Source organism: Anaerobacillus sp. 1_MG-2023, from assembly GCF_030547345.1.
GTDB lineage: Bacteria > Bacillota > Bacilli > Bacillales > Guptibacillaceae > Guptibacillus > Guptibacillus hwajinpoensis_B.
Genome location: NZ_JAUORD010000004.1, coordinates 288,344 through 307,271 on the forward strand (window position 1 = coordinate 288,344; position 18,928 = coordinate 307,271).

Annotated in this window: 21 protein-coding genes; 6 read left to right on the forward strand and 15 right to left on the reverse strand. The window is 39.5% G+C overall.

What is annotated here, in order from left to right; all coding sequences use genetic code 11:
- Positions 1-145: 145 nt before the first annotated feature.
- From proC to trmB, 6 genes are all read right to left on the reverse strand, one after another.
- Complete coding sequence (gene proC, locus Q4550_RS09965) at positions 146-988, reverse strand: pyrroline-5-carboxylate reductase (protein WP_194219234.1); 843 nt, start codon at positions 986-988, stop codon at positions 146-148.
- Positions 989-1,334: 346 nt separating this feature from the next.
- Positions 1,335-3,242: a PTS fructose transporter subunit IIABC gene (locus tag Q4550_RS09970; RefSeq protein WP_303532254.1), complete on the reverse strand. Its 1,908-nt coding sequence runs from the start codon at positions 3,240-3,242 to the stop codon at positions 1,335-1,337.
- Complete coding sequence (gene pfkB / locus Q4550_RS09975) at positions 3,239-4,171, reverse strand: 1-phosphofructokinase (RefSeq protein WP_303532256.1); 933 nt, start codon at positions 4,169-4,171, stop codon at positions 3,239-3,241. Before pfkB ends, Q4550_RS09970 begins: the two co-directional genes overlap by 4 nt.
- The gene (locus tag Q4550_RS09980; protein ID WP_283153855.1) at positions 4,168-4,920 is read right to left on the reverse strand and encodes a DeoR/GlpR family DNA-binding transcription regulator; all 753 of its coding nucleotides are present in this window, start codon (positions 4,918-4,920) and stop codon (positions 4,168-4,170) included. The genes pfkB and Q4550_RS09980 overlap by 4 nt, the downstream gene beginning before the upstream one ends.
- 203 nt (positions 4,921-5,123) lie before the next feature.
- Entirely contained in the window at positions 5,124-5,966 is an 843-nt protein-coding gene (locus tag Q4550_RS09985; protein ID WP_283153854.1) for a YtnP family quorum-quenching lactonase, read from the reverse strand.
- 91 nt (positions 5,967-6,057) lie between these two features.
- Positions 6,058-6,699: a tRNA (guanosine(46)-N7)-methyltransferase TrmB gene (trmB, locus tag Q4550_RS09990; RefSeq protein ID WP_303532262.1), complete on the reverse strand. Its 642-nt coding sequence runs from the start codon at positions 6,697-6,699 to the stop codon at positions 6,058-6,060.
- A gap of 182 nt (positions 6,700-6,881) precedes the next feature.
- Between trmB and cydS the strand changes: the two genes are divergently transcribed.
- Together cydS and Q4550_RS09995 are read left to right on the forward strand one after the other, a co-directional pair.
- Positions 6,882-6,977, forward strand: coding sequence for a cytochrome bd oxidase small subunit CydS family protein (gene cydS, locus Q4550_RS25160; protein ID WP_371018339.1), 96 nt, complete (start codon positions 6,882-6,884; stop codon positions 6,975-6,977).
- A gap of 133 nt (positions 6,978-7,110) precedes the next feature.
- Positions 7,111-7,389, forward strand: coding sequence for a YtzH-like family protein (locus Q4550_RS09995; RefSeq protein WP_226614789.1), 279 nt, complete (start codon positions 7,111-7,113; stop codon positions 7,387-7,389).
- Here the strand turns inward: Q4550_RS09995 and Q4550_RS10000 are convergent.
- The 5 genes from Q4550_RS10000 to thpR form a co-directional block, all read right to left on the reverse strand.
- Entirely contained in the window at positions 7,370-8,179 is an 810-nt protein-coding gene (locus Q4550_RS10000) for a phosphotransferase family protein (protein WP_194219227.1), read from the reverse strand. The two genes, Q4550_RS09995 and Q4550_RS10000, sit on opposite strands and share 20 nt — an antisense overlap.
- Positions 8,180-8,303: 124 nt before the next feature.
- Positions 8,304-10,445: a type I pullulanase gene (pulA, locus tag Q4550_RS10005; protein ID WP_303532267.1), complete on the reverse strand. Its 2,142-nt coding sequence runs from the start codon at positions 10,443-10,445 to the stop codon at positions 8,304-8,306.
- Between the two features lie 94 nt (positions 10,446-10,539).
- Entirely contained in the window at positions 10,540-11,226 is a 687-nt protein-coding gene (locus Q4550_RS10010) for an LrgB family protein (RefSeq protein WP_303532270.1), read from the reverse strand.
- A gap of 6 nt (positions 11,227-11,232) precedes the next feature.
- On the reverse strand, positions 11,233-11,604 hold the full coding sequence (locus Q4550_RS10015; protein WP_194219224.1) for a CidA/LrgA family protein: 372 nt from the start codon (positions 11,602-11,604) through the stop codon (positions 11,233-11,235).
- Positions 11,588-12,142: an RNA 2',3'-cyclic phosphodiesterase gene (gene thpR / locus Q4550_RS10020; protein WP_303532273.1), complete on the reverse strand. Its 555-nt coding sequence runs from the start codon at positions 12,140-12,142 to the stop codon at positions 11,588-11,590. Before thpR ends, Q4550_RS10015 begins: the two co-directional genes overlap by 17 nt.
- Positions 12,143-12,360: 218 nt before the next feature.
- Here thpR and cysK point away from each other — a divergent pair, with 218 nt between their 5' ends.
- Entirely contained in the window at positions 12,361-13,290 is a 930-nt protein-coding gene (gene cysK / locus Q4550_RS10025; RefSeq protein ID WP_303532276.1) for a cysteine synthase A, read from the forward strand.
- Between the two features lie 68 nt (positions 13,291-13,358).
- Here cysK and pepV read toward each other — a convergent pair whose 3' ends face one another.
- A complete protein-coding gene (pepV, locus tag Q4550_RS10030) occupies positions 13,359-14,768 on the reverse strand; it encodes a dipeptidase PepV (RefSeq protein ID WP_303532279.1) in 1,410 nt (469 codons plus the stop codon).
- A gap of 5 nt (positions 14,769-14,773) precedes the next feature.
- Complete coding sequence (locus tag Q4550_RS10035) at positions 14,774-15,784, reverse strand: potassium channel family protein (protein ID WP_303532281.1); 1,011 nt, start codon at positions 15,782-15,784, stop codon at positions 14,774-14,776.
- A gap of 411 nt (positions 15,785-16,195) precedes the next feature.
- On the opposite strand from Q4550_RS10035, the gene Q4550_RS10040 reads away from it, so the two are divergent.
- Complete coding sequence (locus tag Q4550_RS10040) at positions 16,196-16,435, forward strand: DeoR family transcriptional regulator (protein WP_159783850.1); 240 nt, start codon at positions 16,196-16,198, stop codon at positions 16,433-16,435.
- A gap of 253 nt (positions 16,436-16,688) precedes the next feature.
- On the opposite strand, the gene Q4550_RS10045 is transcribed toward Q4550_RS10040, so the two are convergent.
- Positions 16,689-17,300: a PRC-barrel domain-containing protein gene (locus Q4550_RS10045; protein WP_303532287.1), complete on the reverse strand. Its 612-nt coding sequence runs from the start codon at positions 17,298-17,300 to the stop codon at positions 16,689-16,691.
- A gap of 94 nt (positions 17,301-17,394) precedes the next feature.
- Complete coding sequence (locus tag Q4550_RS10050) at positions 17,395-18,102, reverse strand: pseudouridine synthase (protein ID WP_303532290.1); 708 nt, start codon at positions 18,100-18,102, stop codon at positions 17,395-17,397.
- 115 nt (positions 18,103-18,217) lie between these two features.
- Between Q4550_RS10050 and Q4550_RS10055 the strand changes: the two genes are divergently transcribed.
- Complete coding sequence (locus Q4550_RS10055; protein ID WP_194219218.1) at positions 18,218-18,643, forward strand: DUF6884 domain-containing protein; 426 nt, start codon at positions 18,218-18,220, stop codon at positions 18,641-18,643.
- Positions 18,644-18,717: 74 nt separating this feature from the next.
- Positions 18,718-18,927: a hypothetical protein gene (locus Q4550_RS10060; RefSeq protein WP_194219217.1), complete on the forward strand. Its 210-nt coding sequence runs from the start codon at positions 18,718-18,720 to the stop codon at positions 18,925-18,927.
- Position 18,928 lies beyond the last annotated feature (1 nt).

Sequence of the window (18,928 nt, forward strand, 5' to 3'; positions counted from 1 at the left end):
AGATTCTGGTTCTAACTTTATAGCCCCATACCCTTTTTCCCGATTTCAAAACGGCTATATAAGTTTCCTTTTATCTCATATGATTTAGCATAAAAACGGGATACTAACGAGCACAACAAAAAAAAGAACCGGTATGCACCGATTCTTATTGAATAACAGGTTTTTTATTAAACTCGTTGCTGATTTCTTTTGAGCGTGTTGCCGCATTCTCAACTGCGGCTTCAAAAGCTTCTCCTCCACCATTTTCATACAATGCCTCAAGACCCGCTTGAGTTGTTCCATTTGGTGAAGTAACTTTCTTTCTAAGATCAGCTGGAGAGTCTTCTGATTGCTCTGCCATCATTCCAGCACCAAGTACAGTTTGAACAGCCATTTTCCTTGCTGTTTCCGTTTCAATACCGCCTTCAATTGCTGCTTTTTCTAAACTTTCAATAACATAATAAATGTAAGCCGGTCCGCTTCCAGCAACACCTGTAAATACGTCCATTTGTTTTTCTTCGATCACGACTGTTTCGCCAATAGAACGAATAAGTGCGCGGGCAATTGACACCTGCTCATCATTTACATGTTTTCCTGCTGCTAGGGCAGAAATAGATTTACCAATCATACTTGAAGTGTTCGGCATAACGCGGATCACTGGTTGCTCTCCATCGAGCTGATCCTCAATATAAGATGATGGCACGCCAGCAAGAACTGATAAGAGAAGTTGATCATCTGAAATGAAATCTTCAATTCCTTCAAGTGCACGTTCAACATCTTTTGGCTTCATTGCTAGGATAACAACATTAGCCTCACGAACTGCGAATTCTATACTTTGAGTCGCCAATACGCCGTGGTTCTCCATAAGTTCCTGACGACGTTGTTCATTACTTCTGTTTGTCATAATAATACGTTCAGGTTCAATAGTACCTGACTCAATCATTCCTGCAGCCATTGCTTCTGCCATTGAACCCGCTCCGATAAACGTTACGGTTTTATTTTCTAGCATGATTGCCTCCTTTGGATTTCCGAAAAATCATCTACGGTCATTTATACTAACACTGCATCCACCACGCTTCAACCTTTATGAAGCAAGAAATAAGCATACGTGCAAGATACATAGTGAAAACGCTATCATTCGAATCTCAACGTAAACTACGTGAATGAGATCGATGTATATCGCTTCTCACGCCCTCTCACAACCTCTCATCAAGACTGTATTATTACAATATTGTGGTAAAAAAGGTTCGCTTCAGTTTTTTAAATGATGAATTTTCTTCCTTACTTATATGAATTTCGATTTGCTTTTCCATTAATATAGCAAAAAAGAGGTCCCCTTTTGGGGCCTCTAATTATTATGCTTGCACTTGTGGTTTAGATTTCTTCAATATCCCTACCATCAATGCCGTAATAATTGTACCAATAACAATGGCAAGGATATAGAGAAGAATATGAGTTAATGAGATGTTATTTACAGACCAGATAACAAACGCTCCGCCATGCGGTGCTGGTAATGCTATATTAAACAACATTGTTAATGCGCCTGCAACAGATGAACCAACAATAATGGAAGGAATCACTCGGCCTGGATCTGCTGCTGCAAATGGAATTGCGCCTTCTGTGATGAATGAAGCCCCCATCACATACGCTACTTTTCCTGCTTCACGCTCAGTTTTGTTAAATCGATTTTTAAATAGTGTTGTTGCAAGTGCGAGTCCAAGTGGTGGTGTCATACCGCCTGCCATAATCGCTGCATGATACGTCAGATTACCTGCATCAATCATCGCAATACCAAACGTAAAGGCCGCTTTATTAATTGGACCACCCATATCTACCGCCATCATTCCTCCTAGTATTAAGCCAAGAAGGAGTTTATTCGTAGTGCCCATACCACTCAACCAGTTCTCAAGCCCTGTATTCAGAGCCCCAACTGGCTCGATTACAACGTACATCATAATAATCCCTGTAATAAAAATACCAAACAGTGGATAAAGCAAGACTGGCTTTAACCCTTCTAGAGACTGTGGTAGTCCAGAGAAAAGCTTTTTCAAAAGAAGAACAGCGTAACCAGCAAGGAAACCAGCAATGAGTCCACCTAGGAACCCTGCACCGTTTGTAGAAGCCATCAAGCCACCAACAAGACCAGGAGCAAGACCAGGACGATCGGCAATACTCATTGCAATAAATCCTGCAAGAACTGGAATCATAAGGGCAAAGGCATTTCCACCGCCAATTGTGCTAAGTGCTGCTGCAAATGCATTGTAACTTGGGTCATCTGGATCTGCAGCATTGATACCAAAGATAAATGAAAGGGCTATCAAAATACCGCCACCAACTACGAGCGGAAGCATATTCGAAACACCGTTCATTAAGTGCTTGTAGAAAGCTGATTGCTTTCCTTTTCTTTCGTTTTTCTTCTCACTGATTTGATCTTCGTATGATCCTGAAGATTGATAGACTGGCGCATCGCCATTTGCTGCTTGCTTCAACAAGTCAGCTGGCTTCCGGATTGCTTCTGCCACTGGAACTTCAATTACTTTTTTTCCTTTGAAACGTTCCATTTCTACCTTCGTATCAGCAGCAACAATAATACCAGGTGCCTTTTCAATTTCTTCATCAGTTAGACGATTTTTCACGCCTCCAGATCCATTTGTTTCAACTTTGACACTATAACCCATTTCAGATGCTTTCGCTTTCAGCGCATCCGCAGCCATATACGTGTGAGCAATTCCTGTAGGGCATGCTGTAACAGCTAATATTTTCCCAGTAACTTCAGTTGTTTCTTCTACTTCTTCTTCATCAGCATTTTCTTCTTCTTTCTGATCAAATGCTTGCAAAACTTCTTCTTCCGTTCTTGCTTCAAGAAGCCCTTTACGGAATTCGTTATCCATTAAGAATGAAGATAGTCTTGATAGCGCTTCTAGATGCGTTTGGTTTGCACCTTCAGTCGCAGCAATCATAAAGAACAGGTGCGCCGGCTGACCGTCAAGAGACTGATAATCGATACCCGCATTAGAACGTCCAAACACAATCGCTGGTGCCTTTACTGCTGCTGTTTTGGCATGAGGAATGGCTATACCTTCTCCAATACCAGTCGTACTCTCTTTCTCACGCGCATGTATCGCTTTTTTGAACGCGTTAAGGTCCTGTAATTTGCCTGCTCTCTCTAGTTTTTCAGATAGCTCATTAATAACACGATCTTTTGAATCCGCTTCAAGATTCAGAATCATTGTCTCTTTTGTTAATAATTCTGTGATTCTCATATACCTCGACCTCCCATTTCTTCATAAGTCTGAACCCTAATTTGCTTTCTTAATTCTTGTACTTCTTCTGCTGTACAAAAGCCTGTTGAAAATGCGCTTGCACTGCCTGCTGCAATTCCAGATTGGAATGCTTCCTTCAAATTCTCAGTTTCAATATATTTACTTAGAAAACCACCCACGACTGAATCCCCTGCTCCAACTGAATTCTGTACTTTACCGACCGGGACATTTCCGAAAAGAATCTCATTAGATGTAATAAGCACAGCACCATCACCGGCCATTGAGACAATCACGTTCATTGCTCCCATTTGTTGCACTTTCTTACCATATTCAACTGCATCTTTCACTGAAGTTATTTCAACTCCAAACAAATCGCCAAGTTCGTGATGATTCGGCTTCACTAGGAATGGCTTTGCTTTCACGGCTTCTTCCAATGCTTTTCCCTTGGTGTCTACAATAGCCTGCACTCCGTCTGGTAAGGACTTCAAGATATTAGAGTAGATATTCTGATCAATACTAGTCGGCACGCTACCTGCCATTACGACGATATCACCCGCGACAGTTTGTGAAAGTTGTTGAAGTAATTTCTTAACATTTCCTTCAGAAATCATTGGGGATAGTCCATTAATTTCAGTTTCCTCACCATTTTTTAACTTAATGTTAATTCGCGTATCACCTTCAACATGGATGAAATGAGGATGTAGGCTTTCATCTTTTAGTGATTGTTCAATAAATTGACCTGTAAAACCGCCTACAAATCCTAACGCTGTAGAATCGTGTCCAAGTCGTTTTAATACTTTGGTAACATTAACGCCTTTACCACCGGCAATCTTTGTTTCTTCATCTACTGTATTAACAAGCCCCGTTTTAAGGTCATCCAGTCGAACAATATAGTCAACTGATGGATTTAATGTAATTGTATAAATCATATTTTCACCACTTCTACTGTTGTTTGTTTACTAATATTATCTAAGAGCATTTCAGAATTTTCGTTCGTAATGATGGCACATGCTTCAAGATCAGCCACCTTACTGAATGCCGCTTCTCCGAATTTCGAGTAATCTGCAATAATGTATGGTTCGCGCGATAGTTTAATCGCTGCTCTTTTGATAATGGCTTCATCAGGGTCAGCTGTTGTATACCCTAACGTTTCATGAATACCGTTTATACCTATAAAACATTTATCAAACCGATATGTTTCAATACTTTCAAGCGCCTTTGCTCCTGTCATAGCTCCTGTTGTTGATTTGAACTTCCCACCAATCACATAGGTGGTTATTCTATCTCCTTGAAGACTCTCAATTACAGGATATCCGTTAGTCACAACCATCACCTGTTTGTCAGATAAAAACTCAGCAATTTTCTGAGTCGTTGTCCCTGCATCAAGAAAAATACAGTCACCATCTTTAACTAATCCAGCGGCGTAAGAAGCGATTTTTTCCTTTTCGGTCAAATTCTGTGTTGATTTCTCACCAAGCGACGGTTCTGTCCACTTCGAGTGAAAAAGAGATGCTCCGCCGTGTACTCGCTTTAGCTTATTCTCTTCTTCCAGTTGGACAAGGTCACGACGAATAGTTGAAACTGAAGCTCCAGTTGCATCGCTCAAATCATGTACCGTAACCGTTTCTTTTTCTTTAAGAACTTGTAAAATGATGAAATGACGTTCAGCATTTAACAATTCATCACCTACTTTCTAACCTCATTATAATGAAAGCACTTTCAACAGTCAATCATTTTCGTTCAATTTTATTCAAAAACAACCAAAAACAATCACAAATGATCATGCGAAACTTTCTATCAACCACAATTGCTTATCATTACACTTTGAACAAAGCTTTATTTGAACAAAAAAAAGACTGCCATTTAGCAGTCCCCTTACTATCACACATTTCGTTTTACTTCATCCGTCACGTTGTACTCCTTATCCCACTTTAAAGCACGATAAATCGCATCATGGTAAAAAATAAACCACGAATTTTGATCAACAGCATCTTTTATCCATTTCTCTTTCTCATAAATCGATGTCATCGGATAATCATCGTATGCAAGAACCCATAAAGGATTCTGATGGGCATGAGTTGGCATAAGATCTGCCATATGAATCAGTCGCTCTTCGCCCTCATTCATAATAATAATCGCATGTCCATCACTATGTCCTCCTGTATGGTACATATTCAAGCCTGGAATGACTTCATAAGATTCCTTAAATGTATGAACTTTGTTTTGAATCGCTTCCCAGTTTTCTTTCCAATATGTATTCTTCGAACGAATATTTGGCTCCTTCATTTCGTTCCACTCTACCTCTGAAGCATAAATAACAGCATTCGGAAACGTTGGTTTATATCCATCTCCATCTGGCTCTGTTAATCCACTCGCGTGATCAAAATGAAGATGCGTCATTAAGACAATATCAATTTCCTCAACAGATAGTCCAAGTTTTTCAAGGGACCCATGAATATCTGACTCTTCTTCAACTCCATAATTTCTTTTTTGTTTTTCACTTAATTTGTCTTTTCCAATCCCTGATTCAATTAAGATGTTCTTGCCCTGCCATTGTAAAAGGAGAGGATCTGTTCTAAGCTCAATCTGGTTTTTTTCATTTACCGGGTACCGCTTACTCCACAATGGTTTTGGTACAACTCCAAACATCGCGCCCCCATCCATATGAGTCACACCACCTCTAAGCCATGTAATGGATAAATTCCCAACTTGTAACTGCTCCATCGAAATCCCACCTTTATAAGATTAGTTTCATTTTCTCACTAAAAGAAACCGCTTTCAATAATATTCAAAAAAAGAGCCGCATTTAAACGACTCAACTTCTAAACTGTGCTTCACATCGATAGATCCGACTACCTTTTGATGAGAACTTCTCTTCATATTCCGTCATCACGTTATCTTCCATATTACTCTGATGCAAGTTAAGGCTAACTTGATTAAGTATCATCCCATATAAGGAGAAGCTATGAAGAGAATATTCAAAAAGCCCTTGATTATCTGTCTTAAAATGAACCTCTCCATTTGGTTTCATAACATTCCGATAAAGATCAAGGAATGTCTTATTGGTAAGTCTTCTTTTCTCATGACGATTTTTGGGCCACGGATCAGAAAAATTCAAATATACTCGACTGACTTCATTTTCTTCAAAAATGGTGCTTAAATCTTGTGCGTTCTCATTCAACAAACGAACATTTGGAACATCTTCTTCAATTAATTTCTCTAATGCTGACACCATTACGCTTGATGAAAGCTCTAAACCAACATAATTCACATCGGGATTCTGTCTGGCCATACCAATTATAAATTGACCTTTACCCGTTCCAACCTCTAAATGTATCGGATTACTATTTTCGAAAACATCTTTCCAATTTCCTTTACGATCAGTAGGGTTCGTCGGAACGAATTGAGGATTCTTTGCAAACATATCTTCTGCCCATGGCTTATTGCGTTGACGCATACTTTCACTTCCTTATCATCTAATCACCTAATCACCGTTTTACACAAACGACATTTTACCATGAATTCTTAAGAATAGAAAGGCGAAGGAGGGGGTATGTAAAAGTAACAAGATTGTTGAAAAGCAAACCAGAAACATTTAATAATATCGGTTATGCTAGAGTCAGGGAGGAGGATGAATAAATGGAGCACTTTCTTATGATGTGGGCACCCTGGATTGTCATCGTCGTTTCCGTGGTTGCACTTTTTGGCTGGGGAGCAAAAGGGGACACTAAATAACATCTCCAAAAGCAGATAAAAGAAACTTTTCATTTCAAAACACGGAGTAATCCGTGTTTTTTCATTATTCAACCGGCATAATTCCTACACACATGTACACGCTATCTAATAGTACAAATAAGGAGGAACAATTATGCCACTATCACATCGCGACCAGCTTTTTATACTCGCTGATATTCTCAAAAATCATCAAACCGATTGCTCTGGAACAACTTCAGAGTGTGAGCAAATTCAGCGCCTTGCCAATTCCCTGCAACAAAATAATGGCATTGCACCAGAAATCAAACAAATCCTCAATCAAATTGAGCAATATAGTGTAACAGGTGCGACAGAAACAAATTTATTAAACCACATAGAAACCCACCAGCCTCATATTAGCCAGTGGGTCGATACTATTGATCGGTATCAATAAGTCGATAATGATTCAAATTTTCTAAATCCCTTTTCCAGAATTCAACTTCCCCGTCTAAGCCTTTAAGATCATACCAATAAATGGACAGTAAGGTCTGCGCTACCACATACCAATACATGCGGTGGCGAAGGCTTTCTGTATTTTCAAGCCCATAATGACCGAGCCATTCTCCCCATTCTTCTTTTGGCACATACCAGTATAGAAGCATCCCAATATCCAAAGCTGGATCTGCCACTACCGCTCCATCCCAATCGATCAAATAGAGATTCCCTTCTTCGCTAAACATCCAGTTGTTATGATTGACATCGCAATGACACACAACTTTTTCGACGTGTTCAAGGTCATTCTTATTTGCAGCTAAATACGAAAGGGCTCTTATCACTTCCACGTCTCTCCGATGATGATTCTCAAACTTCTGCAATAGATCAAGATAAATCACATCAGGTGAGAGAGGCTTTTTCCCTAGCCGGTTGAGCATCCTTCGAAGTTCTGAAGACCGATGTATTTTATAAAGCATTTGCGCCACTCGCGGCTGCTTCATTTCATAGGACTTCAGTTCCCTCCCCGGCAACCACTTTTGGGCTGTAATAACGTCTCCATTCTCAAGTCGCTTGGTCCAGAGAAGTTTCGGTACAATTCCTTCCGCCGACAAAACAGCCAGAAAAGGCGAGGAGTTCCGTTTTAGGAATAATTTCTCGTCTCCATATTGAGCTAAGTATGCTTCGCCTGTCGCTCCGCCAGCAGGGGTCACCTGCCAGCCTTCGCCTAAAATGTTATCCAACAAATTCACCTTCGATTTCCGTTAGTTTGTAGATTCTGGAAGTTTTGCGTTTTTAGCGAGATCTTCTCCGGACTTAGCTAAAAACCGTCTACGAATAAAAAATTATAACACACGTTGAAGAAATCTTCATGTGTTAATCACTTGTTATTAGAACAATTGTGCTAAACGGTGCAATAGATATGACTTTTTCAGATGTTTTTCTTGACGGTTCAACACTTGCATGTTCACCTTCAACAAGGATCCATTTGTCTCCATCCCCAATATCGATCACATCAGAATGATATCCTCCGTTATGAATCACAATAATCGATTCGCTAGTATGGGGCTGGTTGATTCGATATGCGAGAATAGGCCCTGGAGAATCGATAAAGTTAATTCGATTCATGTCATGACCTTCAGTCATTTTAAATGCTTCGAAATGTTTTCTAATCGAGATTAGTCCTCTAATATACTTGACATTTTCTTGGACAGCTCTCATTCTCTGCCAATCAAATCGGTTAATTTTATCTGGAGATTTATAGCTATCTTCTACCCCATTCTTGGTTCGGAAAAATTCCTGACCTGCATGAATAAATGGAATTCCCTGACAAAGTATTGTAATGGCAGTAGCTAATCTATGCATGCCTTGTTTCACTTCTTCGCTCACACTAGGATGACTGCGATTTAAGCGGTCCCATAGCGTATGGTTATCGTGACATTCCACATAATTAATGGATTGAGATGCTGTAATAAATTTATCTCCAACACTCCCCATTATACACTTCTTTACATCTTCTTTAACTGAAAAATTTCCATTAGCGAAGCCTGTAGACCCTGTATCAAACAATTTCCCTTTAACTGAATCTCTAAAGTGGTCATTGAAATAGCCGATTCTAGGCGTTTCTCGCGCATTTGAGCTCATCGCTTTCCGATGATCAGGTAGGATGGTGTTCATATGCCAACCTTCACCAAAAATCAATATCGATGGATCAATGCAATCTAACGCATAACGCACTTCATTCATCGTTTCCTTATCGTGGATACCCATCAAATCGAAGCGAAACCCATCAACACCATATTCTTTTGCCCAGTAAACGACAGAATCTACAATTAACTTTCTCATCATTCTTCTTTCTGACGCCGTATCATTCCCAACGCCAGTTCCATTTGAAGGTTTTCCACCATGATCAAACCGGAAGTAGTAACCTGGCACAATTTTTTCCAAAGGGGATGCATGAAGTTGATAGACATGATTATAGACAACGTCCATAATCACTCTCAATCCCTTCTCGTGAAGCTTCCCAATCATTTCTTTTACTTCTCTAATTCGCGTGTAGGGTTCATGAGAATTTAATGAATAGCTTCCTTCTGGCACAAAATAATGGATAGGATCGTAGCCCCAATTATATCCCGGAGGAGCTTTCATTTCATCAACGCTACCAAAATCCTGAATTGGAAGAAGTTCTACATGCGTAACACCGAGCCACTTTATATAATTAATCCCAGAAGGAAGACCATCTTTAGGCGGTGGCTCTTCTGTAAATGCCTTATATTTCCCTCTATTTTTAAGACCACTTTTTGCTTGTGAGCTAAAATCTCTGACGTGAATTTCATAAATAACCGCATCAGTTGGTTTTGCAAAAGTAGGTTTTGCCATAGGGCTCCAGCCATCAGGGTTAGTATTTGAAGCGTTCATTACCATCCCAAACTTGCAGTTAGACGTAGCGGCTTTCGCATAAGGATCGATCGTTTCTCGCATTTCTCCATTCACATAGACTGTGTAAGTGTACAGCGTTCCTTCTCCATCTTCGGGAGAGAACCCCTCGAATACACCTTGTTCTTGTTTTAGCATCGGTAATTCTTTTACCTTTTGGAATTCCTCATTATAAATATTGACGACTACTTCTATAGCAGTCGGTGCCCATACTCGAAAGATCGTTCCATTCTCAGTTAGAATTGCCCCTAGTTCACCATCATAATAATAGCGTTCATCAAATAAATCAGTTCTGACAACTTTCCCAGTAAAAACAAGACTTGTTTCACCACTCGAATGAACTAGAAAATAATTGTTGCCTGGACTAAATTCATGATCAACATGTAACGAAACAAGCCTCTTTTTCCCCATTTTAGAGGTTTCTTTTACTTCAATTGATAGATCTATATGTCCATCAGTAAGGGTGTAGGCATCTTGAACATCTAACGAGATATCAGCCATTACCGTAATCGTCTGAAAGTCATCCCAATAGGCTGTAAAAGCCTGGCTTACTTTTTTATATGCGGAATAATCTCGTATCATATGAATCCCATCCTTTGCTGAGATGCTTACAACCGTTTGTCACTACCTATCTTATTTTGAAAATCATTTTTTGACATTTGTTCGATCTAGATTTTCATGAAAACCAACTTAATAATATCGGTCCAAGTATCGAGACACTTAGGGCACATAAACTTAACCCAATAGAACTAATAGCAGCTTCTCTCTCTCCATATTCAAGTGCTTTTGAAGTGCCAATGGCGTGTGATGCCCCACCAAAAGCCATTCCCACTCCAAGAAAATTGGATATACCAAGTAGCTGAAATAACCATGGCCCTGTGACAGCACCGCCAATCCCAGCGATCATGACGAAAATAACCGCAAAGGCTGGCTCTCCACCAGTCATACTGGCTACTTCCATCGCAACAGGGGTTGTCACGTTTTTTGAAATAATTGTGGAGACAATCATTTCATTATACCCACTTATGACCGCAAGCCAATATCCTGACAAAATGCCTACTATACTTGCTATTAGTACCATTACAAGTATTTCTAATTTGTATTTACTTAATAATTCCCTTTGTTGATATAGCGGAAAGGCAAGTGCCACAATAGCAGGCCCTAATAAAGCATCAATCCATTTCCCCCCGCTGAAATAAGTGTCATATGACACATCCAAGGACGTTAAGATGAGAACGAGAATAACAGTGCACGTTAGCACTGGTATCATAAATGGATAAGGAAATATCTGATAAAGACGCCGGAAAACAACATATAACAATAAAGTAATCATAAACCATAGAATCATTTGCACGATCATCATTTTTCTCTACTCCTTTCGATTAGCAAGAAACTGGCCAAGCAATCCTGTCGTTCCCATTACAATCCATGTGCTTATCAGAACGATTGGAACTAACCAGAGACTTTTTCCACTAAAGAAGTCGAGATGTTGTACAATACCGACAGTAACTGGTATAAAAAGCAACGGTAAATGATTCAATAATGTAGCTGCTCCTTGAGAAATCCAACTCACGGGAATCCACTTTAAATAAAGTCCCAACAAGAGAAGGAGCATTCCAACAACGCTTCCTGGAATTGGAAGTGATAAGACCTTTTGGAGATAACCTCCTACAATGTAAAACCCGAACAGAAGGCCAATCTGCAAGGTGATCATAAGGAACTTATTAATTAGTGAATTCATAAGAGGCCACACATTTGTATTTCGGTTTATCATTAGGTTCAACTCGATAAAGATGAATGCTTGAGACGTCCTGACTTTCACATGATAGTGATGGCCAATCAGGTTGTATTTCTTTACTAGAGTCGCGCCATTTTTTTGCAAGTGTAACGTGAGGAGAATATTCCCCTTTACTAACAGGAAAACCTGCCAATTCACTCACCCGCAGTATTTCTTGATGAATTATTTTCAATGGTTCTGTTCGATGGACGGAAGCGTAAAGTACTCTTGGGCGTCTATCATGACCGAAATGATCTAACCCTTCAAGCATAACCTTAAAGGGTTTACTATTCTTAACCACCCTCTCCAACCCTTGATGAAGTACAGATAACTGTTCTTCTTCTGCTCCACCTAAAAAAGCTAGTGTAATATGAAAATCTTCAGGATACACCACATGTTTAAACAATTCTAAAGGAGAGCTTTCTTGAATTTCTTGAAGCGTTCTTCTAAGTTGTGGTTGGATGGGGAGTGCTATAAAATAATGTGTATTCAACTTACTCACTCTTTCTATCCTAATTCTATTCTACCAAAAAAACTGAATAATCTTTTATCTTTTTACTTTTAAGCTAGTTCTTATTACTTAAGATTTATCTTTTGCTATAATGGGGAACAGTAATAGGAATCATTATCTGTTGGGCTCCACCGATATTATTACTCTCTATACTCTTACCAATTAAATAAGGTAAATAACATTAACTTGTCTGAAAAGGATGTGCTTATATGATCTATGAAAATATGGCTGATCTTATTGGTGATACACCATTACTTAAATTAAACCGTGTTCCAAACCCCGACGGAGCAAAAATTTACGCCAAACTAGAATATTTTAACCCCAGTCGAAGCGTAAAAGACCGCGCAGCGTTCAATATGATTGAAAAAGCTGAGCAAGATGGGTTACTCAAAGAAGGTTCAACAATCATCGAGCCTACTTCTGGAAATACAGGTATTGGCCTTGCCATGAATGCAGCGGCTAAAGGATATCCCGCTATTATTGTTATGCCCGATAATGCTACGCAAGAGCGAATCAAGCTTCTTAAAGCTTACGGATCAAAAGTCGTATTAACTCCATCATCTGAGAAAATGCCTGGAGCAATTAAAAAGGCTAAAGAAATTGCTAAAACTATTGAAAATAGCTTTATCCCAATGCAATTCGAGAATGCAGCTAATCCGGATGCTCATAGGACATCGACGGCTCTTGAGATTATTGAAGGAATGAAGCAGCTCGGAGTTACACCGGCAGCCTTTATCTCAACAGCTGGTACTGGCGGAACCGTAACAGGAACAGGAGAAGTACTGAAAGAACACTACCCTGACTTAACCGTTCATGTTGTAGAACCTGAAGGCTCACCAGTGTTGTCTGGTGGAAAGCCTGGAAAACACAAACTTGTTGGAACAAGTCCAGGCTTTATTCCAGATATTCTTAATACGTCTGTCTATGATGAAGTTATTAAAATCTCAGATGAACAGGCATACGAAGTAACCAGGAAACTCGCTCGAGAAGAAGGACTTCTTGTGGGACCGTCATCAGGTGCGGCCGTATATGCTGCTATGCAAGTTGCTGAACGTTTATCACCTGACCAAGTTGTTGTCACAATGACCTGCGATTCCGGTGAACGATACCTTTCAAGTGATTTATTCAGCTCTAAATAAAAGAAGTGATCTTTGTTTTATCATTAATTAGTCAGCGCCATGCCAATGTTGGCATGGCGCTCATTCTATTATTTTGCAAGTTCATAAATAGCTTCAGCATAAATGGCTGTTGCTTTTAATAAATCTTCTACATCAACATACTCATCTTTTTGATGAGCGAGTTGTGGCTTCCCTTCAAATAAAGCACCGAACGCAACCCCCGCTTTTAGTGAACGCGCATAAGTCCCTCCACCAATCGATAAAAGTCTCGCTTGCTCACCAGTCTGCTTTTCATACACCTTTTGAAGCTTTTGAATCAGTTCATGATCCTCAGGTACGTGATGAGGTGTCATATGATCAACTACATTCATCTGCACTTCCAGTGGTTCAGTTACTTTATTGAACGTTCTCTTAACGTCATCGAATGAGCATGTAACAGGGTAGCGCAGATTAATTCCTATTCGTCCATCATGATTAGCTTTATATGAAAATGTCCCTGCGTTCATCGTTAGAGAACCTGTTACTTTATCTTCGTAAGCTACACCAAACCGCTCCCCAGTAAAATCATCCAGGAGCCACATTGTAATAAATCCAATATAGTTAGCGCCGTTTTGATCGAGAGCTTGTTCATCTAGAAATTCAGCTAATTTGAAGGCTGCATTTACTCCTTCATGGGGAGCAGATCCGTGGACAGATACACCGTGCACTTCAAGTGATAGTTCCTGATCTAGTGTTACACGTCCTTCTAAACCTTTCTTTTCCAAAAATAGCTCGAATGCTTTCTTTGCGTCAAGTAACTCAGCTTCATCCCCCTCACATTTAGCATTAGCAAAATCGGGAACCATGTTCAAACGCTGACCAGAATGAAATGATTGAAGAATCATTCCTTCTTTCTGAGTTTCTTTTACAGGAAAAACCCATTCGAAATCAGCAATCCCCTTCTCCGCATTTATAATAGGGAAAACCGCATCAGGTGCAAAACCCACCCCTGGCATTTCTTCGTTTTTAAAATATGTGTCTACACAGCGCCATGAACTTTCTTCATCTGTCCCGATAATCATTCGCACTCGCTTTGAGACTGAAGGCAAAAGTTCTTTCACTATATTCATCGCCCAATAAGCAGCAATAGTTGGTCCTTTATCATCAATAGCTCCTCTAGCAAACAACTTCCCATCGCGTAGATCAGGATCAAATGCTGGAGTCGTCCAACCATTTCCCGCTGGAACAACGTCCACATGACACAGCACACCCACCATGTCTTCTCCTTCACCAAATTCTAAATGCCCTGCCACATGTTTAACATCCTTTGTTTGGTAGCCATCTCGCTCGCCTAAAGCAAGCATGTAATCAAGAGCTTCTTTTACGCCGGGACCAAACGGTGCTTCTTCATTTCCCAGCTCTTCTTCTAGCACACTTTCGATTTTCAATAGTCCTTTTAAATCAGCTAACATATCTTCTTTTCGATTGATCACTTCTTTTTTCCAATTTATACTCTCCATATTATTTACACCTGCCTACTTATTTTTTCATATACGCTTTTATCACAAATAACAAATAATTTTGCGTCACGTGAAATCGGTTCATCAAGACGGCGATTTATATCCATGCGGTTACCATCTGCAACCAATGTGGCACCCTGCTGTAATAAGTCCTGAAAGGCTTCCCTATATGTATTCCAATCTGGATGAACAGCTATTTCATATAAATTATCACCATGTCCTCGACTTAATAGCTGAGAATAGACGCCTGAAATTCCTTTCGTAAATGCTGATCTAACAGCCATGCGAGATACAGCTTCATGCGAAAGTACAAATTCATCTACCTGGACATGAGTGAAATTCTTTATATGCTCTTCTTTCATCACTTCAACCGTTGTGTGAATATCAGTTGACATGCGTTCGATCGAACTAGCAATAATCAACGATTTCCCATCAGCAAGAAGAGAATCGTGGATAGTATCATCCGAAAACACCAGAACCGCCTTCGCTTTCATTATATCCGCTTTTTTGAGAGTGGCTTCTTCAGCCGCATCCCCCTGTATATAATGAATGTTATCTTCTGTTAGCGGGGTTTTTGGTAGTTTATCAATGATAACAATCTCACATTTGTCAGAATCCCTAATCTCTGATACGGCATATGCCGCCTTTTGTGACCACCCTATTATAACAATATGATTATCTCCCTGATACGGCATTTTCCCTTCCTCCTTTCGCTTTTTAATTTCTGCAAATCCGTCCACAAACTTACCGATAACCACACCAATTAATCCAATTCCTGCGATATAGAGAAACATTGCATAGATTCTTCCTCCAACTGTGACAGGGAAGTAGTCTCCATATCCTACTGTCGTAACGGTCGTCATAACCCACCAAAATGAATCAAAGAGTGAAGGAAATGTCTCAGGTTCGAGTAAACGCATAACAAAAGCACTTATGATCACTAATGCTATAGCGACAGTGATCATAAACCGGTTGTTTAATTTAATCGCATTTTTAATAAATATTCGAAATAACACCAGCACACGCCTCCTCTCAATATTAGTCCTTTAAGAATAGCAAAGGTAAGTTCGATAAGGAAGTTTGACTCAAAAGAAATGAAATTTTTTGCCGAAATAACAGAATTATTGTAAAATAAACTTTAAAGAGGGGGTGTAAGTTCGCCCAAAAGAGGGAAATGGGAGTAGGAGTGGAATTAAATAATAATACCAATCAATCGCTTATCTTATGAAAGTGGTCATACCTATTCGTCAATACACCAAGTTGGGGAACCCAACACATCCAGAAATCACTTCCAGTCATAATCGGAGCACTCAACCAAACTTTCATGAAAAAATCGAAGGAACAATTAGAAAATTAAGTATATCTTTACGTTTCCTTCATATGGTTTTAATAGTCACTATTTATGCTAAGGATAAGGCATTGATTACATGTTAGGGAGTGGTTCTTTGAGTATTACTTCAACTGATCGTATGATGACCCGTATCAAGTCTATCTATTTATTTATTAGCAAGCATGGTACTGTCAGCACTAATGAGTTAGTTGAAGAGTTTGGGATTACCCAGCGCACTGTTCAAAGAGATTTAAACGTGCTGGCCTACAATGAACTAGTCAAAAGCCCAAACCGAGGATTCTGGACAACCACAAGCAAGAGAGTAAAAGTTGGATAACAAAATAAATTCACTCGTAAAACCTGGCTTTTCGTCAATGTCATTCTGACGAAGGCCTTTATTTTTGGTCTCTTTCACTTTTGATTTTGGATATGTTAGCTTCTATTGTTGATTTTTTGATTTTTGAATCATTGAAGTGAGTATTCGCTTTAAATGCCTAAATGAGCTAAAATTCAACAACGCTTATTGACACAACCCTCTAATTAAGGAGACCACGATAAAAGCCCTGCTACTAGAGCAGGGCTTGCATCATTTATTTTTTCAATAATGAGTGATGATAATTCGCTGGAACCATGATTTTATCATGATGATAACTTACAGATTGATCCGCACTTAGAAAAGGGTGATCACTTGAAAGAAAATCAGATAAGAAACCCTCTGAAAGATAAAATCCTTCAATCTGTCCACCCTTATGGATCACGATATCTTTCACCTTCCCTAACTCTTCACCATCCTCTGTTAGCACCTGACATTTATCCAACGAATTATATGAACATTGATCAATTAGAACGGAGGATTGCACTTCTTCTTGTTGATTATAAAGAAGGTAATCATCACCTTCCCAATTGATCTGATTATATGAAATAATCATCGTTTCATTGGCTTCCTTTTCTTTTCGGTCATCGTCTGTAACAGGATAGTTATCAGGAGTAAACTGCCCCCCAGAGGCTTGAATAGAATGAAGCATTTCATCTGAATGATGATCTGGTATTGCATTCTGCTTATTCGTAGCTTCTTTTTTCTGAACCTCAACAAACGTTGCTTTAGAAAGTGATCGATCGAAATAAACCTGCTTTACAACAAATTCAGCTGTTGAATCATTCTTAAGCTTTTGATTCAGCACTTCTTTTCCAACCTTAATCATGAACATCCTCTCCTTCGCGACTGACTAGTAAGGATATTCCCCAGCTACACGAAAAGAAAACGGTAAAGTAAACCTTCCTCCATCAGAGGAGGACTTACTTATGCAGAATGTCTACTTCTTCAGCTGTTAATTCGCGGTACTCCCCCGGTTCTAAATCGCGATCAAGGTGAATATCCCCCATTTGAATCCGCTGCAAATAAACGACCTGCTTTCCGACTGCTTCAAACATCCGCTTTACTTGATGAAACTTCCCTTCATGTATCGTTAATTCAACCTCCGAGACCTCATCCGATGATAGAATGGTCAATTCACCTGGTTTTGTTTCGTAACCATCATCAAGAGTGACACCTTTTTCAAAAGCATGAACATCTTCTTCTGTAACAACACCATTAATATTAGCGAAGTATGTTTTAGGAACATGATGTTTTGGTGACGTTAAATGATGCGCGAGCTTTCCATCATTTGTAATGATAAGCAATCCTTCTGTATCTTTATCCAGACGACCGACAGGAAATGGTTCAAAAACTTGATCATCAGGAATGAGAATGTCAATGACGGTCTCATCGTCTTCATCTTCCGTTGCTGAAATCACACCTGCTGGCTTATTCATCATCAAATAAATAAATTCCCGATATTCAACTATTTCTTCATGAACCGTTACTTGGTTCTGTTCAGTGTTAACGTGTTGCTTTGGATCTTTAATGATCTCTTCATCAACGCGGACAACGCCTGTCTTAAGAAGTTTTTTTACTTCCTTTCTAGTTCCATAGCCCATATTTGCCAATAGTTTATCTAAACGCATAAAATCAATCCTTTTCCATATTTTTTCCACGATTTATTTACTTTTTTAGCATACTTTCTAGTTCTGAAGGGTATGTAAACGTTAAATGCCAATATGCACGTTTGGAGTGAATCGAATGACTGTGAAAGTTGGACTTTTAGCAACGGCTCGTAAGAAAAGTAATAAATCAGCACCTGTTACAGAATTTTACCAGAGTCCTTTATTTCAAAAAACGCTTGAGTATGCATCACACCACTATGATCGCATGTATTTTTATAATGCCAAAGACGGCCTCTTATTACCAGACGACATCATGGATCCATATGATGTATCCATCAAAACATTTACACATCATCAACGTGAGGAATGGGCTCAAAAAGTAATTGAGCAATTCTCTCAGTATGAAACGTCTACAGATATTGTTGTGTGTTTGCACGGAGGATCTGTCTATCGCAAACACCTTGAACCGCAGCTAAATCATTTCAATTACAAATATGAGGTTCCTCTCAAAGGTCTTGGAATTGGAGAACAATTAAGCTGGTATCAGAAAAACTCAGTATAACACGGGACATATGCCCAGCAACACTGCCCACCATTCACATACACTATCAGGTACCTATTTAAGGAGGGATCTTTATGTATGATCGTCAGCAAGGGCAAGGGTATCAAATGTATCCCGGATTCCCAGGATATCCTGGTCAGCCCGGTTACCCTGGCCAACCTGGATACCCAGGAAACATCGAACAGCAATTAAGAGAAATTGAGCGTCAATTAAGACGACAAGATCGCCGAATTACAAGGATTGAAAGACAAATTGGAATAAGAGATGAGGACTACGGGTATTAAT

Bases quoted from the DNA above. Each gene is read 5' to 3' on its own strand.
- proC (WP_194219234.1), bottom strand. From the start codon at position 988: ATGCTAGAAAATAAAACCGTAACGTTTATCGGAGCGGGTTCAATGGCA.
- Q4550_RS09970 (WP_303532254.1), bottom strand. From the start codon at position 3,242: ATGAGAATCACAGAATTATTAACAAAAGAGACAATGATTCTGAATCTT.
- pfkB (WP_303532256.1), bottom strand. From the start codon at position 4,171: ATGATTTATACAATTACATTAAATCCATCAGTTGACTATATTGTTCGA.
- Q4550_RS09985 (WP_283153854.1), bottom strand. From the start codon at position 5,966: ATGGAGCAGTTACAAGTTGGGAATTTATCCATTACATGGCTTAGAGGT.
- trmB (WP_303532262.1), bottom strand. From the start codon at position 6,699: ATGCGTCAACGCAATAAGCCATGGGCAGAAGATATGTTTGCAAAGAAT.
- cydS (WP_371018339.1), top strand. From the start codon at position 6,882: ATGGAGCACTTTCTTATGATGTGGGCACCCTGGATTGTCATCGTCGTT.
- Q4550_RS09995 (WP_226614789.1), top strand. From the start codon at position 7,111: ATGCCACTATCACATCGCGACCAGCTTTTTATACTCGCTGATATTCTC.
- pulA (WP_303532267.1), bottom strand. From the start codon at position 10,445: ATGATACGAGATTATTCCGCATATAAAAAAGTAAGCCAGGCTTTTACA.
- Q4550_RS10010 (WP_303532270.1), bottom strand. From the start codon at position 11,226: ATGATGATCGTGCAAATGATTCTATGGTTTATGATTACTTTATTGTTA.
- Q4550_RS10015 (WP_194219224.1), bottom strand. From the start codon at position 11,604: ATGAATTCACTAATTAATAAGTTCCTTATGATCACCTTGCAGATTGGC.
- cysK (WP_303532276.1), top strand. From the start codon at position 12,361: ATGATCTATGAAAATATGGCTGATCTTATTGGTGATACACCATTACTT.
- pepV (WP_303532279.1), bottom strand. From the start codon at position 14,768: ATGGAGAGTATAAATTGGAAAAAAGAAGTGATCAATCGAAAAGAAGAT.
- Q4550_RS10040 (WP_159783850.1), top strand. From the start codon at position 16,196: ATGTTAGGGAGTGGTTCTTTGAGTATTACTTCAACTGATCGTATGATG.
- Q4550_RS10045 (WP_303532287.1), bottom strand. From the start codon at position 17,300: ATGATTAAGGTTGGAAAAGAAGTGCTGAATCAAAAGCTTAAGAATGAT.
- Q4550_RS10050 (WP_303532290.1), bottom strand. From the start codon at position 18,102: ATGCGTTTAGATAAACTATTGGCAAATATGGGCTATGGAACTAGAAAG.
- Q4550_RS10055 (WP_194219218.1), top strand. From the start codon at position 18,218: ATGACTGTGAAAGTTGGACTTTTAGCAACGGCTCGTAAGAAAAGTAAT.
- Q4550_RS10060 (WP_194219217.1), top strand. From the start codon at position 18,718: ATGTATGATCGTCAGCAAGGGCAAGGGTATCAAATGTATCCCGGATTC.